Genomic DNA, 16416 nt, shown 5'->3' with positions numbered 1-16416 from the left:
GAATGGACCGGCGTGGGTGGTGCGCGATCGGGGGCCCTGGTCAGGGGGAGGGACCGTCCGCTTCACGGTCCCTCCCCCGCAGGGCGGGCCCGCAGTTACTCGCAGACCCCCTGGTTGATGGGGTTGAGCTGGGCACACGTGAGCTGGTCCGCCATCTCCGGCGTGGCGTTCTGCACCCAGCCGTTGTAGACGATCGGGTAGGGTAAGACGCCCTGCCCGCCCATGCCGTTGTAGCCGGTCACGACGTCGTCCACGGCGGTGCCCGCGGCCGAGTCGAGAACCATCTTGCCGACGATTGTGGAGTCGGCGGGGCTGCCGTCGCCGTTGGGGTCAGGGTCGATCACGGCGAGGGTGTTGGCGAACTTGCTCGACACGTAGGCGTAGTAGCCGCCGCCGCGCTTGGCACCGAAGTTGATGCCGTGACAGCCGGAGTCGCACGGCAGGTACTTGATGACCTTGTCGGTCTTGGTGTCGATGACGGCGATGTTGCTCGTGAGCGTGTTCGCCACGAACGCCACGTTGCCGTCAGGGCTGACCGGGATCTGGATCGGCAGGCCGCCGAAGCCCCCGGTCGTCGCCCCGGTCACCATGTCGTAGTTCGCCCACAGGTTGATGGACTTGTAGCCGACCTTCGTGCCGCTGTCGGAGTGGCACGCCGGCCCGTCCAGCGAGACGCAGGAGACGCTCTGGCCGAGGAAGTTGGCCACGTAGTACTTCGAGGAGTCCGGCATCATGCCGGTCGCGATGGGCAGCTGCTCGGTCTGCACCTCCTGGATCGAGCCCGACGGCACGTCGACGATCGTCGAGTTGTTGTGGTTGACGTTCGGCGTGACCATGGTGTGCCCGTCGGCGCTCATCCAGTGCGCGTGCGGGTGGGCCGGTGTCTGGCCGGGACCCTGTACCAGGATGCGTCTGTCGATCTGCGTGGCACCCGGACTCAGTTCGACCACCGCGTTGCCGGCGTTGATGGCGACGTGGAGCTGGTCGGTGTCGGTCCGGGTCATCACATGGGATGGGTCCGGGCCGACCTGGATAGTTCGCACGAGCTTACCCGTGGTCCGGTCGAACACGGTCAGGCGGTCGGAGAACCATTCCGTCTGATAGATGTACTTTCCGGCGCGATCCGACCACATGTTGTGCGGGTTGTTGAGGTTGATCTGTGGTAGCGCCACCTTCCGGTCCACGGTCCAGTTCTGCACGTCGACCTTGGTCGCCGCGCCGGACTTGACCTTGCCGGCGTACTGCTCCATCTGGGTGTCGACCCAGAGCTCACCGACGCCGGGCACGCTCGGCCGCTGGGTCAGCGCGGGCAGCGTGACGCCCTCGTTGAACTTGCTGTTGTAGTACGCGTCGAGGCTCGGGATGATCACCGGCTGCTCGTTCGCGTCGTACTCCAGGATCGGCGCGGGCGGGTAGTAGGGGTTCCAGTTCTTGGTCTGCGTGTTGCTGTAGACCTGCCAGTTGTCGGGCGTGGTGATCCGGAAGAACTTCTGCACGAGCTCCTGCACCACGTCGGCCGAGCTGGGCACGACGATGCCGCCCTTGACGTTGACGTTGAGCTTCTTGCCGAAGTCCAGGCCGGGCGTGAGCGGGTCGTCCACGACCACAGCGCCGAGCATGTACGGGTGGATCTTGCAGGCCCACGCGTACAGGCCCGGTTCGGTCAGGTTGGCCTCGGCGTTGCCGATGAACGCACTGTTCTGGTCGATCGGCTGCGCGCCGACCGGCCAGATCAGGCTGGTCACCGAGTGGGCCGAGGCGGCCGCCGGTGCCGCCACCGCGAACTTCGCCTTCGGCGCGAGGCTCAGGTCCGTGGGCGCCAGCGCGGCGACCTCCTTGAGCGTGCGCATCAGGTCGAGCCCCACGGGCAGGCTGCCGAGCGGGGTGGCGCTGCTGTCCGGCACCGTCGACAGCTGCTGGCTGAGCTGGTTGATCTGCGTCTTGGCACGCTGGATCGTCGGGTTCAGGAATCCGAGCACGCCGCCCGCCGCGTCGACCGCCGAGTTGAGCTGGTCGAGGTTGAGCAGGCTGTTGACGTTCACACCGAGGCTGCCGATCAGCGGCGCGTCGCCGTTGAGCAGCGGCAGGTTGAGCAGGCCGCCGCCGAGATCACCGTTGAGCAGCGTGTCGGTGTCCAGCGGCAGCGACGCGAGCTTGGTCCTCGGCGTCACGGCGACGCCGAGCGACCGCGTGCCGAACAGCGTCGCACCGGTGTCGAACCACGCACCCTGATTGTCGGTTAGCGTGAATTGCACCGGCGTTCCTACACCGATCGGAAGCGCCTGGGATGAGGAAGGACTGACCCCTATTGTTACGAGAACCAGGATCGGGGTCAGCAGCCAAGCCAGTCGTCGTCGATTGGCCCGGCGTCGGGCGGCGAGAATGCCGCGTGGGGGAGAATGCATGCACTCCTCCTGAAGTGGGGTGAGATGATGACGCCAGCCGGATGTTTCACGCGCGGCTAGGCGCAGTTAACTCGCTGTGAACGGGCGCTCACGCGCAACACGGTTACGAACGCCTCAACGTGGCGCGGCGGGGCCGTGAATCGGGTTGGTTCAGCACCAAGCTCAGGTCGAACTGACCAGAGCGGGATTTGCGCCGCTCAGGCGGCTGATGGACAAATACAACGGACGCAACAAACCCGAAACAAGCCGCGTAACGTGGCCCAACGGCCAGAGTCCACCGATTACTCCATCGCCGGCGACGGGACGCACGGCGTGACACACACCGGCATCCTTCACGACTCATGAGACGCCAAAGGCCGCGTGGGAGAAGGACCGCGCTGAGCTGGAGACCCTGGTGGGACGGCGCTGCACTTCCAAGGACGTCTTCGCCCGCCACGTCACCGCCGCATGACGCGGTGACCGGTCGCCCTGCCGTCACCGTCAGCGCAGGTAGTGGAACTCGGGTTTCGGGTGCATGAGGAAGTCGTGGTGGGAGATGTTCCAGGCGTACGCGCCGGCCATGGCGAAGGTGACGACGTCGCCGACGGCGAAATCACTGCGGCACGCGCTCCGTCTTTCCGGAGCTCCCGGTGCGGCCCCGCCGTGCTGCCCAGTTCCTGTCCTCGCGGCGTCAGGAATGTGCCTGTTCCGGTTGATCACCTCATCCCATACTGAAAACGCTGCAGCCGTCCCCAATATCTGGAGTGCCCCATGCGTGGTCGTCGCTTCCCTGCGTTCACTTACGTCGTTGCGGGCAGCGTGCTGCTCAGCGGGCTTCTCACCGCCACGCCGGCCAATGCCGGTGCCAGTGCCCTGATCCCGACGCGGTTCGTCGGCCTCAGCAAGGTCGACGGTGGTCCTTTGGTGAACTGGCTGGGCAGCCAGGTTTGTGCGGACACCGTCTTCGGCCGCCTGGTCAGGACCGACGTCAGTCTCCCGGTGCCGAATGTCACAGTCGTACTGACCGGTGTCCCAATCGGTATCCACCAGAACGTGGTGACGAACTCCACCGGCAACTTCTCGGGAACTGTGTACACCAGACCAAGGTTCGACCGTAATCCGCCGTGCCGCGGAATCGGAGGAACCGTGACCTTCGCCGGAAACTCCGTCTACGCCGGCTCGAGCGCCGATTACGCCTGATGCTCCGGATGGCCGACGGGAGCGGATGCCTGGGCCCGTGGGAGCGCCACTACCTGCGCTGAGAGCCGAGAACCTTAACGGAGTTGGCGAGGCGGGCCTCGTTGAGCGACCTGATGACGTCGAGCCGGGCACGATCGCGGTCGATAACGCGCTGCTGGGCCTCGACGTAGACCGTGCGGCGGACGTCGGAGTAGCCGGTCTCGACCCGGCACTGCGCGTCCGCGACCGCCGTGTCGATCTCGGCCCGCGTGCCGCGTGGCTTGACGATCTGGTCGTCCTTCGCGGTCGTCGCCCAGCGGGGGTCTCCGCCGGCCTGGCCGGTGTCGCTGTAGTGGAAACCCCTCGATTCCATGCACTCGCTCCACGCGCGTTCGGCCGCCGCGATCCGCGGGTCCTTGGAGGCGGCGTCGGACGCGCTGCCGGCGTAACGCGGGACCTCGTCGTCGTCGAACTTCTTGCGGACGTCGGCCTGGGTCACGCCCCGCGCTCCGCGGTTCAGGATCGCGTCGGCCTCGGCCATGCAGCCTCCGGGCGGCACCGTCCGCCCGTGGTACCGCCGCACCTTTCCCTCCAGGACACGAAACTCGTCGTCGCTGCCCGAGTACGTGGGGATCCCCGTGTCCTCACTCACATTCCGGCGTTCCCCCACGTAGCCCAACTTCTGGGCCTCTCCGGGATCGAACCACCCGAGGTAATCGATGTTGTGCAGGTCGGTCACCGGTTCGACGGCGGGAAAACGGAAATCGATCCCGGCACGACGCATGCACTCCTCGGCCAGCGCGAAACGAGCACGCAGGACCTGGGCCCGGTCCTCGGCACCGAGACTGTAGGCGTCCAGAGGCAGGTGAGTATCCGGCGGATTCGCCGCCGCCGAGCACCCGGCCGCCGCCACGACACCGGCCATCACCAACGCCATCCGCAGAACAGACATAAGCCATTCATAGCCGATCATGAACCGGCCCCGCCGACAAAAGAGACAATCACTCTCAGAAACTGCCGGTATGGCATTTACGGCCAATGACCGAAATCACCAAGGTGGTTCTCCTCCCCCGGTGGAAGTTCCTCCACTTCACCCGCCTCCTAAGGCACCCGTGCCATCACGTATCGGTTACCTTCCGTGTCGACACAAGAACGTTCCGTACCATCGACATGGAGGAGTAGGAGAGGATGGCGACATGGCCCTTACGAAGCCGACCCGTCGCGGCAGGCACGACCACCCCGTCCCACCAAGACAGGACAACTCCGTCCCAGACGAGCACGAGCCCCAAGAGCTCCCCGACGAGGTGCTGCAACTATGCCTCGAACTCAAGGCCGCCGATTACCGGGCGGAAATCCGCTCTGGGCAGATCGTCGTGAGCCCATGGATGAGCAAGGAAAGCAACGACATCATCGACCGGCTCACAAACGTTCTGATCCCTCTCAAGCTGGTGAACGGCTGGCGGTTCCACTACAACTGGGCGGTGCATATTCCACCACTGCTCGACCATCGGTTGCCTGACATGATCGTCGCGCGGCGCGAAGTCGAGTACCTCGATCCGCTGCGCGTACATGGGCACAGTCTCCTGCTTGTGGTGGAGGTGTGCTCGCCTGGCACACGTAAGGCTGATTGGCAGGAGAAGCCGCTCGACTACGCGCGGGCGGGTGTGCCGCTCTTCCTGATCGTGGACCCGGTGGCGACTCCACGCAGGGTCACGCTGATGAGCGATCCCCTTCCCGGCCTCGAACCGTTCGACGTCCGGCAGCCGTACCGGAAGATTGCCACGGCGGAGGAGGGCGAGGTCGTGGAACTGCCCGAGCCCTTCGGGATAAAGATCGAGACGAGTGCTCTGTTCGACGATGACGAGCCGGAGACTACTCCTCAGGAACCCGCTGAATGAGGATGGTGAGGCCGTCCGCGTCGAGGAGGTCCACGGGGCGGACGGTCTCGTTCGAGCGGACGTAGTGGAAGGCCGCCCCGACCCGCTCCAGCGGCACTCCGGCGAGCGCGGCCCAGGCCACCCGGTACGCCGCGAGCTGCACCGACGCGGTGTCGGCGGCCCGGCCGTGCGGCCGTTCGCCGGTCTTCCAGTCGACCACCACGTAACCGTCGCCCTCGCGAAAGACCGCGTCCATCCGCCCGCGCACCAGCCGGTCGCCGATCATCGTCTCGAACGGGACCTCCAGGTCGACCGGCTCCCGTACGGACCACTCACTCTCCTCGAACCGCTCCTGCAGCTCGGCGAGCTGCACATCGGTCTCCGACAGTTCGTCGGCGGCGCCCGGCAGCTCCAGATCGTCGATCAGGCGTTGCTGACCCCAGCGCGACTCCAGCCACCGATGGAAGGTGGTGCCCCTCCGAGCCAGCGGGGCGGGCCTGCGCGGCACCGGCCGCCGCACCTGCCGGGCGAACGCCGCCGGGTCCTGGGCCAGCGTCACCAGTGACGACACCGACAGCCGCGACGGCAGCTCCACCACCGCGCCGGCTCTCTGACGGTTCGTCTCGCGCTCGCGCAGCAGCAGGTCGGTGTCGCGGGCCCAGGCCCGCATCCGTTCCAGGTCCCGGTCCCGCAGCAGAGCGGGACTGTCGCCGGCCGAGGCCGTCGCGGGCGTGGCGCCGGTCATCGCCTCCTCCACGAGACGGGCGCCGTCGCGGATGGCGTCGTGGACGGTGACGGACGGCCACTCGGCCGCCGACGGCTCGGCCAGCAGGGGGTTCTCCAGGCTCCGCGCGTCCTCGTCCTCCGCCCAGCGGACGACTCCCGCACCCGCCTCGCGGATCTCCCGCAGGAAGTCCGACGGCTCCAGCGGCCGGGACGAGCTCCCCCAGCGGTAGCCGGAGGCGATGAGCAGATAGTGCGCCCGGGTCACGGCGACGTACGCCAGCCGCCGCTCCTCCATGAGGTCGCGGTCGCGGCAGCGCTCGTCGAACGCGCCGAGTGCCTCCCGGTCGAGCCCGGCCAGCTCGGGCAGGTCGGAGCTGTCCCCCCGCAGCGGGTACGGCAGCTTGCGCGGGTTCTCCGTCCAGCGGGAGTTGGTGACCGGGGTCGCCGGGAACACGCTGCCCTTGATCAGCCCGCCCTTCTGCGAGGTGAGCTGCGACAGCCCCGGCACCACCACGACCGGCCACTCCAGGCCCTTGGACGCGTGGACGGTCATCAGCTTGACGGTGTTGCTGTCGCCGACCCGCCCGGCCTCCAGGCCGAACTCCTCGCTCTCGGCCGCCTTCAGGTACGCGAGGAACGCGCCGAGCGTCGGGTCCTCCGAGTCGCCGGCGAACCGCGACGCCGCGTCGAGAAAGGCGTCCAGGTCGGCGCGGGCGGCCAGCGGGCCGCCGCCGCGGCCCCGGGCGGCCACCTCGACGTCGAGCCCGAGGCGGCGTTCGATCTCGCTGATGAGGTCCGGCAGCGGCTGCCCCGCGTGGGCGCGCAGCTGACGCAGCTCGCGGGCGGCGGCGGGCAGCCGCTCCTGGGCGAGCGGGGAGAACCGCGCCAGCCAGTCGGGCCGGTCGGGCAGCTCGTCGAGCGCGTCGACCAGGCTGCCGCGCTCCTCGGCGAGGTCGGCCACGACCTGGTCGAGCGGGTCCTCCGGCCGCGGCCCTCCCCTGGCCGCCCTGATCTCGCGGTTGAGCTCGCGGGCCAGGTCGCCGAGCACCTTGAGATCGGCCGGGCCGATCCGCCGGCGCGGCCCGGCGAGCAGCCGGACCAGCGCGTCCCCGGCGGTCGGGTCGTACAGCGTCCGCAGCGTCGCCACGATGTCGGCCACCTCGGGCACGGTCAGCAGCCCGCCGAGCCCGACGACCTCGACCGGGATGCCCCGCGCCTCCAGGGACCGGCGCAGCGCGGGGAACTGCGACCTCTTGCGGGCGAGGATCGCGACGTCCTGCGGCTGCAGGGCCGGGCCGCGCTTGGCCCGCTCGCCCTCACCCCAGGGCAGCCCGTCCGGGGCGCCCTCGCCGTGCAGCATCGCGGCCAGGCCCTCGGCGATCCACTCCGCCTCGTCCTCGGCCGTCTCATGGAAGGCGCAGACCACCCGTCCGCGCCCGGTCCGGTTGCCGCCCGGCACCAGCACCGGCACGTCCCGGGCCTCCCGCCGCAGGGGCGCCTGGATCCGGGCCGCGACGCCGAGCACGTGTTCGCCGTTGCGGAAGCTGACCGAGAGACGTCGCACCTGCGCCGGTTCGCCGGACGCCGCCGGGAAGTCCTGCGGGAAGCGGGAAAGGTTGCCCGCCGACGCGCCGCGCCAGCCGTAGATCGACTGGCAGGGGTCGCCGACCGAGGTGACCGGGTGGCCCCCGGCGTACAGGGACCGCAGCAGCACGAGCTGGGCGTGGCTGGTGTCCTGATACTCGTCGAGCAGCACGACCGAGAACCGCGACCGCTCGGACGCGCCGACCTCCGGGTGCCGGGAGGCGATCCGGGCCGCCAGCGCCATCTGGTCGCCGTAGTCGATGACCTCCCGGCCGCGCTTGAGCCGTCCGTACGCCTCGACCATCGGCAACAACTGCTCGCGTACGGCCTGGGTGTCGACCGGTTTGCGCTGGTCCTTGATGATCCGCCCGGTGAGCGAGGCGAGGCGCTCGCGCAGCCAGTCGCCGACCTCGCGCACCTCCCCCGGCTCGCGCAGGTGCTCGGCCAGCTCCCCGGCCAGGTCGAGGACGGCGGCGGTGACGCTGGGCGGGGAGAGATCCACCCGGTCCATCGGCCCGTCGTACTGGCCGACCACCCGTGCCGCCATCTGCCAGGCCACGGCGGGTGTGACGAGGCGCATCGTGGGCTCCAGGCCCTCGCGCAGCGCGTGGTCGGTCACCAGACGCGCGGCGTACGCGTGGTAGGTGGAGACCGTCGGCTCGGAGTCGAGCATCTCCGGCTCGACCAGCCCGGCCTCCGCCAGCCCGGCCAGCCGCCGGCGCACCCGCTCGGCGAGTTCGGCGGCGGCCTTGCGGGTGAATGTGAGGCCGAGGATCTGCTCGGGGCGCGCGTAGCCGTTGGCGACGAGCCAGACCACCCGTCCGGCCATCGTCTCGCTCTTGCCCGAGCCCGCGCCGGCCACGACCACCATCGGCTCCAGCGGCGCCTCGATGACGGCGGCCTGCTCGGGGGTGGGCGGGAGGATCCCGAGCCGGCCGGCCAGCTCGCCCGGCGTCAGCACACCTGTCCTCCGTTGTCGTTCACCGGGCAGGCGATCCGGGCGGCGCAGTTGCGGCAGCCGTCGTTGACCGTGGCGACGAACACGTTGGCGGACATCCCGGTCGCCACCGTCTTGACCAGGTCGTCCGCCCAGCCGGGGGCGGAGTCGTCGGCGAGCGCCCGCTGCGCCTGCTCCCGCGCGTCCGCGCCCTGGCCCGCCGCCTTGCCCAGGTGCAGCAGCGACGCGCCGCCCGGCTGCGTGAGGCCGTGCCGCTCGAACGCCCCGAGCGTCGTGGCGAGCTGGTAGACCCCGAGCTGCGGATGCCGGTCGATCTCGGTGTCCTTGGGCCTGCCGCCGCCGGTCTTGATGTCGATGATGACGGCCCGGCCGGCGCCGTCCCGCTCCACCCGGTCCACCCGGCCGGTGATCTGGATGTCGTGGCCCGGCACCCGTACGGTGAAGGCCTCCTCGACCGCGACCAGGTCGCGCTGCTTGTCCTTCTGCCACCGGACGAAGCGGTCGACCATCTGCTCGGCGACGCGGCGCTGCTTGCGGTTGAACCACAGCCCGCCGAAGTCGAACCGGTCCCAGATGTCGTCGAGCCGCTTCACGTAGTCGGTCCCGTCCTCGGTGGCCATCGCGGCGATCGCGTGGACGACCGTGCCGAGGCTCTGGGTGACGTTGCTCGACCCCGCCCCGACCGCCGTCTCCAGCATCCAGCGCAGCCCGCACTTGGTGAAGTTCTCCACCGACGACGGCGAGATCTGCACGATGTCGTCCGGCCAGCCGAGCGGCCGGTCGTCGGAGATCGGGGTCAGGGCGTACCACTCGCCGGGGTTCGCCCCCGGCACCCCGGCCTGGGCCAGCCGGGCGAGGTGCGCGGCGGCCTCCCGGCGCACCGCCTCCGGCTTGGTCGTGTCGCACACGGCCGCGCGCAGGTCCGCGACCAGCGCGGACATGCTGAGCCACCGCGCCCGGTCGTCCACGGTCGCCGCCTCGACGCCGCCGGGCAGCAGTTCGGTGAGGAAGCGCGAGGGCCGCTCGTCGGTGTCCTCGCCGCCGACGGCGGTGACGACGAGCCTCCGGCGCGCCCGGGTCGCCGCCACGTAGAACAGCCGCCGTTCCTCGGCGAGCAGCTTCGACGCCAGCGCGGCCGCCGCGGCCTGGGTGCTGTCGAGCGCCGACCCGCCCGCGAACTCCACCAGCGCCTCGGTGCCGAGGAGCGAGCCGCGCAGCCGCAGGTCGGGCCACAGGCCCTCCTGCACGCCCGCGACCACCACCACGTCCCACTCCAGGCCCTTGGACCGGTGCGCGGTCAGGATCCGTACGGCGTCGCCCTCGGGGGCCGACTCGGCCAGCGAGTCACCGGCGATCTCCTGGGACGTCAGGTCGTCGAGGAAGACCGCGACCCCGGCCTTGGGCAGCCGGTCGGCGAAGCGGGCGACGTGGTCGAACAGGGCCACGACGGCGTCGAGGTCCCGGTCGGCCTGCGCGCCCCGCGCCCCGCCCGCGAGGCTGGCCTCACTCCAGCGCTCCGCGAGCCCGCTGGCCTGCCAGATCTCCCACAGCGCCTCCTCCGCGCCCCGGCCGTGCCGTACGGCGTCGCGGGCGGTCGCGAGGAGCCGGGCGAGGCGATCCGCGGGGGCCGCGACGTGCGGCTCGACCCCGGTCAGCTCCCGGGCGTCGCGCAGCGCCGCGACCAGCAGCTCGTCCGACGAGCGCGGGGTGAAGGGCAGCGCCGGCTGGGCCGTCGCCCCCTCGGCGGTCTCCTGCTTGGCGGCCTCCGCGGCGACCGCCTCGTGCTCGGCGATCCGCAGGGCGCGGCGCAGACGCCGTACGCCGATCATGTCGGTGCCGCCGAGCGGACCGGTCAGCAGCTCCTCGGCGGTCGCCACGTCGAGCGCGGGCGGCGAGACGGCGACCCGCAGCAGCGTGATCAGCGGCCGTACGCCGGGCTCCTGCACGAGCGGGAGTTCGTCGCCCGCGACCACGACCGGCACCCCCGCCGACACCAGCGCCCGCCGCAACAGCGGCACCTGCCGCGTGGCGCTGCGTACGAGCACCGCCATGCGCGACCACGGCACCCCGTCGAGCAGGTGCGCCCGGCGGAGTGTGTCGGCCACCACCGCGGCCTCCTGGCTGACGCTGTCGGCCAGGAGGACCTTGAGCTCGCCCGGGTCCGCGTCCCCGACCGGGATCAGGTCGCGGTGCCCGCCGGCCCTGTTGTCATGCCCGGGTACGGCGGGCAGGCGGGAGGCGACGCGGCGGGAGGCCTCCAGCAGGGCGGGGCCGCTGCGGCGGCACACGCGTAGCGCGACCACCGGCGCGTCACGGCCGTCCCGGGCCGGGAACCGCTCGGGGAACCGCAGGATGCCCTGCACGTCGGCGCCGCGGAAGCCGTAGATGGACTGGTCGGGGTCGCCCACGGCGATGAGGTCGCGGCCGTCCCCGGCGAGCTGCCTGAGCAGGAACTCCTGCGCCGGGTCGGTGTCCTGGTACTCGTCCACGAGCACCACGTCGTAGGCCGCCCGCTCGCGCTCCCGCACCTCCCCGTCCGTCAGCAGCCCGGCCGCCTCCCGGATCAGCTCCGAGTAGTCCAGCGCGGGCACGGGATCGAGGTCGAACCGGTCCTGGTAGCGGAAGGAGAACAGCCCGGCGGCCTCCCAGTCGGGCCTGCCGTGCTCACGTCCCAGCCGCACCAGCGCGTCGCCGTACAGGCCCCGCTCGGCGGCCCGGGACAGGAAGTCGCGCAACTCCTCGGCGAACCCCCGGGTCTTGAGCAGCTCCCGCATGTCCGGCGGCCAGTGGCGGGCGCCGTCCTCAAGCTCGCCGTGCAGCAGCCGCCGGATCTCCAGCAACTGCTCGGGACCGGTCAGCAGACGCGGCGGCGGCTCACCGGCCAGCACCGCCTCCCGCCGCAGCAGCGCGTACGCGTAGCTGTGGAAGGTGAGGGCCAGCGGCGTCCTGGTGGTCCGGCGCATCCGGGCGGTGATCCGCTCGCGCAGCTCCCCGGCGGCCTTGCGGCTGAACGTGAGCACCAGCACCCGTTCGGGATCCACGCCTCGCCGTTCGACCCGGTCGACGACGGTCTCCACTATCGTTGTGGTCTTTCCGGTCCCCGGCCCCGCGAGCACGAGCAGCGGCCCGCTCTCATGCTCGACGACGGCCCTCTGGTGCTCGTCCAGCACGGGAGCCACGCGGCGCCCCACGCCCCCACGCCGCACCAGCCGGTAGTTCTGACCACTCACAACACAGCATTCCACCAGATCCCTGCGGCAGATCGTGCCCGAATGCCCAGTACAGCGCTATCCGGTCTCGCCCGACGCCCGGAATCCCATGGTCATCACCCCAGGCCACCCGCCTCCAGATCGACCCGGCCTGGCCTCATGGACATCCCGCCGCGCTCTCCCGCCTGACCGTTCCCCTCATAGGCCGCCCCGCCGCCGCGCCGTCCACGCATCGACGGCCCGGCGGCGGACCCGGTCAGGCGAACACCGTCCCGGTGTCCAGGTCGATGTCGAACGGCGCCGGCAGCCGGAGTGTTTCTCCGGCGTCGGCCACGCTGACCCGCTGGTACGGTTCGCGGAGGTCGTCCACCGCGAGATCCTTGCGCGGCTCGTGCATCAGCGTGACGGTCGCTGGGTCGGTCACGGGGTCGACGATCAGGAGAAGCGGCACGCCCGCCCGGGCGTACTCCAGCGGCTTCTCGTCCCAGTCGATCGACCGGGTCCCCTTGGAGCACACCTCGACCACCAGCAACGCGCCGTCACCGAAAATGTGCATGTCGTCGTACTGCTCGGCGTCCTGCGGCGCGATCATGAGGTCGGGAAGCCGCATGTCGGGGAACGGCGGGAGGTGAACGCCCCAGTTCGAGTGGATAACCCACCGATTCTCACGAACCGAGTCGAAAAGCTGGTTCATCAGCCGGAAGGTGATGTTCGACTGCTCCCGGCTGACCTTCGGGCTCACGACGACCCGGCCATAGGTGATCTCGGCCGTATAGCCGGCGTCGTTAAGCTCCTGGCACAAACGCTGGATGTCGTCCTGCTTCATGAACGCCACACGCTCAATATTACTTACCGTTACCGAACAGCCGCGGAGATTCGGTCAGGCGAATGGGGTGGCCCGCTTATGGGGATGGGTGGGCCTTGTCGGGCGCGGCTCCGAGGGGGACGTCGCGGAGGGTGAGCAGCAGGAGGAGGGCGCAGCCCCCGACCAGCGCGATGTCCGCCACGTTGCCGACGAACAGGCCGCCGTAGTCGATGAAGTCCACGACATGGCCCTGGGCGAAGGCGGGCGGACGGAAGAGGCGGTCGAGCAGATGGGAGGTGGCGCCTCCCAGCAACGCGCCCAGCACCAGGGTCCAGGCCGGTGAACGCAGCCGCCGCCCGACGTACAGGATGCCGCCGACCGCGGCGGCCGCGGCCAGGGTGAACACCCACGTCGCGCCCTCGCCGATCGAGAAGGCGGCGCCGGGGTTCAGCAGCAGCCGGAAGCGGAGCAGCCGCGGGATCACCGTGATGGCCGCGCCGCCGGAGAGCGCGGAGACCGCCCACAGCTTGGAGGCCTGGTCCAGGAGGAGGACCACCGCGGCCAGCACGAGCATCCGCCCGTACGGCCGCGATCCTGGTCCCGTCTCCTCGTTCACGATGTTCTCGGTGCCGGTCAGGACGTGAAGACGTGGTCGATGACGCGGGCGGCGGCCTTGCCGTTGTCGTGGGGGGCGTAGGTGCGGACGAAGGCGGCGTAGCGGTCGTGCAGCTTCGCGGTGACCGTGTCGATGTGGCGGAGCGTCTCCACCACCTCGGCGGAGGTCTCCAGGCGCGGCCCCGGCCGCTGCGACTCCAGGTCGAGGTACATACCCCTGGACGAGCGGTACTTGCCCAGGTCCGGCGTGAACAGCACCACTGGCCGGCCGGTCGCCACGAAGTCGAACATCACCGACGAGTAGTCGGTCACCAGCACGTCGGCGATCAGCATCAGGTCGGCGGTGTCGGGGTAGGTCGTGACGTCGATCGCGAAGCCGCCCTGCGCGTTCACGTGCGGGAAGGCCTGCATCATGTGCCCGCGCACCAGCACGACGTGGTCGTCGCCGAGTGCCTGCCTCGCGTCGGCCAGGTCGAGCTTGACCGCCGCGTTCCTGCGGTCCCAGTCCCGGAAGGTCGGCGCGTACAGGACGACCCGCTTGCCCTCTGGGACGCCGATGCGCCGCCTGATCTCGGCCGCGACGACGTCGCGGTCCCCGGCGAGCAGCACGTCGTTGCGGGGGTAGCCCGACTCGAGGATCTCACCCTCGTAGCCGAACGCCTTGCGGAGCACCGACGACGCCCAGGGGCTCTGCGACAGCAGCAGGTCCCATCCGCGCACCTCGACGGCCTGGCGGTGCCAGACCGGGGGCCGGGGCTCGCGCTTCATGTGGGCCTGGTCGCGGCCGATGTGCTTGACCGGCGTGCCGTGCCAGGTCTGCACGCACACCTGCTCCTCACGGGCGCGGAACCACTGCGGCAGGAAGCCGTTGGAGACGACGTACCGCGCCCGGGCGAGCGCCTCGTAGTGCTCCCGGCTGCCCTCGCGGACGACGGTGGGCGTCACGCCGTCGCCGAGCCCCAGTTCGCGCGTGCCCGGCGGGACGAACGCGCCGTCCCTGACGACCCAGATGTGCTCGCTCTCGTCGCCGCGGCGCAGCCGCTCCTCGTAGATCGCCCGGGGGTTGTCGGAGTAGGCGCGGCCGTCGAAGGAGACGTAGACGGTGGCGTCGCGCACCGGCCGGGCCCGCTCGGCGGGGTAGAACGTGCGGCTGAGCGCCCACACGCCCGCCGCGCTGCGCTCGTCGCCGGGCCGGTCCTCGGCCGCGACCAGCACCGGCACGTCGAACCGGGTGGCGACGAACCGGTAGACCCGGCCGCCGATCGTCCGGGGCCCCTCGTCCAGCCCGTCGAGCGCCGCGTGGTCGAACCGGGTGGGCACCATGGCGGGGCCGTACTTGCCGGGCGGGGCCACCGAGATGTTCCAGGTGCCCTCGGCCAGCGGCACGGCTGTGCCGAAGCGCGGCATCGCGCCGGGCGACAGCCGTACGGTGAACCGCTCGCCGTCGCGCTCCAGCGGGACGCGGATGGTGAGCCCGCCCCGGTGCCGCAGCACGAGGTCGCGCGGGCCGTGGTCCGGGTCGGGGTAGCGCCCGGTCAGCGTGAGCGACTCGTCCTGCCACACGGCGGAGGTGACCACGGGCAGGATCTTGTGGCCGGAGATGACGACGCGGTCGCGCCGGTCGCCCTGCACGGTGATCTCGCGGTCGCCCACGAGCAGCCGGGTCTCCTCCGCGCCCTCCAGCATCACCGCCGCCGCGGGGTCGCCCTTCGGCTCGACCCACAGCCGCCGGGACTCGGCGCTGAGCAGGGTGTGGACGGCGAGCGAGAGCGAGAAGCGGCTGCCGCCCTCGGCCGGGGTGAAGTCGGCCGACATCCGGTGCCCGCCGACGCGGGCCTTGCCCCTGGTGACCGGCCGGCCCGGCAGGAAGCCGGTGAGCTCGACGCACTCACCGTCCAGCCGGACGCCGGTGAGCTCCGCGCGGGTGGGCTGGTAGACCACCTGGAGCGCCTTGTCGGAGGTCCACACCGGGCGCACCCACCAGCGCGGGCGCACCCGCAGGCCGGCCGGGCGCTCGGTGCGGCCGATCACGGGGCCGCGCAGCACGCCCCTGGACCGGGCGGCGCGGCTCCAGATGACGATCTCGGCCCGCCAGGTGGTCGTGTCCTGGACGGTGTGGCGGCGGCGCAGCAGGCGCTTGGCGCCGCGCACCAGGGCCCGCACCCCCGCCCGCCAGCGCAGCGAGAACGGGTGCAGGTCGGCGCTGAAGCCCGCCCAGTCGTAGTTGCACCCGGGCTCGCGGGCGGCGTGGGTGGCCTCCGGGCGGTAGATCCGCCGGGTCCGCAGCGTGACCCGGGGCAGCCAGCGGGGGCCGCGCAGCACGACGGTGGCGTGGTTGAAGCGCCGGCCGCGGACCGACAGGCCCGCGATGTAGGCGTGCCCGGTGATCCGCAGCCGGTTGCCCACCCAGGTGATGTCGTCGATCTGGGTCACCGGCACGAGGTCGGCCGCGCGCAGGCGCAGCAGCGAGGGATCGCCGACCTCCACCGGCAGGTCGGCGTACCACCGCAGGCCCCGGCGGACCCGGCGGGACGGCTCGGCCGCGGCGGCGGCCAGCTTGACCAGCGCGTCGCCCTCGGCGAGCGCGCCCGGATCCTGGGTCTCGATGAGGTGGCAGGCGACCCGGCGCCCGACCGGAAGCTCCCGCTTGACCTTCGGATCGACCTGCGCCAGGTACGGCCGGAGCACGTCGACGGCCTGGCGGCGGCGGGCCGCCCCGCGCTTGGCCGCGGCGTCGAGGCGCAGGCCCAGGGGGCCGACGATCGCCTCACGGTCGAGCTCGCGGCGCTGCGCGGGGCTCAGGCCCTCCGCGCGCACGAGCGCGACCAACGCGTCGATGGGCTCGCCCCGGTCGTAAAGCTCCTGGACAGCCCGCAATCGTTCAGCGACGGCGTCGCTCGTGGGTGCGGGTGTCATAAGGGAGGCACCGCCCTTCGCCAGACCTGTGTTCAGAAAATGGTAATGCTGTCAGGACACTGCCAGACCTGACTTGGGACAGCCTGTGAATATCGTGTGATCCGGCGCGTGACGCGCCGACGGCGAAGGGTGACCTGTCAGGGTCCCGGCCGGATCCGGAGCG

At 71.1% G+C, this 16416-nt stretch carries 10 protein-coding genes; 2 read left to right on the top strand and 8 right to left on the bottom strand.

Translation table 11 applies throughout. The features are described 5' to 3' along the window. Positions 1–95 precede the first annotated feature (95 nt). Both F5972_RS29330 and F5972_RS29325 read right to left on the bottom strand, forming a co-directional pair. On the bottom strand, positions 96–2255 hold the full coding sequence (locus tag F5972_RS29330; RefSeq protein ID WP_225312002.1) for a hypothetical protein: 2160 nt from the start codon (positions 2253–2255) through the stop codon (positions 96–98). Between the two features lie 630 nt (positions 2256–2885). After that, the gene (locus tag F5972_RS29325; protein ID WP_150938021.1) at positions 2886–3104 is read right to left on the bottom strand and encodes a hypothetical protein; all 219 of its coding nucleotides are present in this window, start codon (positions 3102–3104) and stop codon (positions 2886–2888) included. A gap of 51 nt (positions 3105–3155) precedes the next feature. On the opposite strand from F5972_RS29325, the gene F5972_RS29320 reads away from it, so the two are divergent. Further along, positions 3156–3584, top strand: a complete 429-nt coding sequence (locus F5972_RS29320) for a hypothetical protein (protein ID WP_150938019.1) — start codon at positions 3156–3158, stop codon at positions 3582–3584. A gap of 49 nt (positions 3585–3633) precedes the next feature. Here F5972_RS29320 and F5972_RS29315 read toward each other — a convergent pair whose 3' ends face one another. Then, the gene (locus F5972_RS29315) at positions 3634–4515 is read right to left on the bottom strand and encodes a hypothetical protein (RefSeq protein WP_150938017.1); all 882 of its coding nucleotides are present in this window, start codon (positions 4513–4515) and stop codon (positions 3634–3636) included. A 244-nt stretch (positions 4516–4759) separates the two neighbouring features. On the opposite strand from F5972_RS29315, the gene F5972_RS29310 reads away from it, so the two are divergent. Continuing rightward, complete coding sequence (locus tag F5972_RS29310; protein WP_191910364.1) at positions 4760–5461, top strand: Uma2 family endonuclease; 702 nt, start codon at positions 4760–4762, stop codon at positions 5459–5461. Here F5972_RS29310 and F5972_RS29305 read toward each other — a convergent pair. The 5 genes from F5972_RS29305 to F5972_RS29285 all read right to left on the bottom strand — a co-directional run bounded on the left by F5972_RS29305 (position 5436) and on the right by F5972_RS29285 (position 16214). After that, a complete protein-coding gene (locus tag F5972_RS29305) occupies positions 5436–8711 on the bottom strand; it encodes an ATP-dependent helicase (RefSeq protein ID WP_150938013.1) in 3276 nt (1091 codons plus the stop codon). The two genes, F5972_RS29310 and F5972_RS29305, sit on opposite strands and share 26 nt — an antisense overlap. Continuing rightward, positions 8705–11938 carry an ATP-dependent helicase gene (locus F5972_RS29300; protein WP_150938012.1) on the bottom strand — a complete coding sequence of 1078 codons (3234 nt, stop codon included), beginning with the start codon at positions 11936–11938 and terminating at the stop codon, positions 8705–8707. Before F5972_RS29300 ends, F5972_RS29305 begins: the two co-directional genes overlap by 7 nt. A gap of 235 nt (positions 11939–12173) precedes the next feature. Continuing rightward, complete coding sequence (locus F5972_RS29295; protein WP_225312014.1) at positions 12174–12743, bottom strand: Uma2 family endonuclease; 570 nt, start codon at positions 12741–12743, stop codon at positions 12174–12176. Positions 12744–12819: 76 nt separating this feature from the next. Further along, complete coding sequence (locus tag F5972_RS29290; RefSeq protein ID WP_225312001.1) at positions 12820–13338, bottom strand: signal peptidase II; 519 nt, start codon at positions 13336–13338, stop codon at positions 12820–12822. A gap of 17 nt (positions 13339–13355) precedes the next feature. Beyond that, positions 13356–16214, bottom strand: a complete 2859-nt coding sequence (locus F5972_RS29285) for a CDP-glycerol glycerophosphotransferase family protein (protein ID WP_225312000.1) — start codon at positions 16212–16214, stop codon at positions 13356–13358. Positions 16215–16416: the final 202 nt, after the last annotated feature.

Origin of the sequence: Microbispora cellulosiformans (assembly GCF_008728085.1) — a bacterium.
GTDB lineage: Bacteria > Actinomycetota > Actinomycetes > Streptosporangiales > Streptosporangiaceae > Microbispora > Microbispora amethystogenes.
This window is presented reverse-complemented; position numbering and strand designations above follow the sequence as displayed.

Bases quoted from the DNA above. Each gene is read 5' to 3' on its own strand.
- F5972_RS29315 (WP_150938017.1), bottom strand. From the start codon at position 4,515: ATGTCTGTTCTGCGGATGGCGTTGGTGATGGCCGGTGTCGTGGCGGCG.
- F5972_RS29310 (WP_191910364.1), top strand. From the start codon at position 4,760: ATGGCCCTTACGAAGCCGACCCGTCGCGGCAGGCACGACCACCCCGTC.
- F5972_RS29320 (WP_150938019.1), top strand. From the start codon at position 3,156: ATGCGTGGTCGTCGCTTCCCTGCGTTCACTTACGTCGTTGCGGGCAGC.
- F5972_RS29295 (WP_225312014.1), bottom strand. From the start codon at position 12,743: ATGAAGCAGGACGACATCCAGCGTTTGTGCCAGGAGCTTAACGACGCC.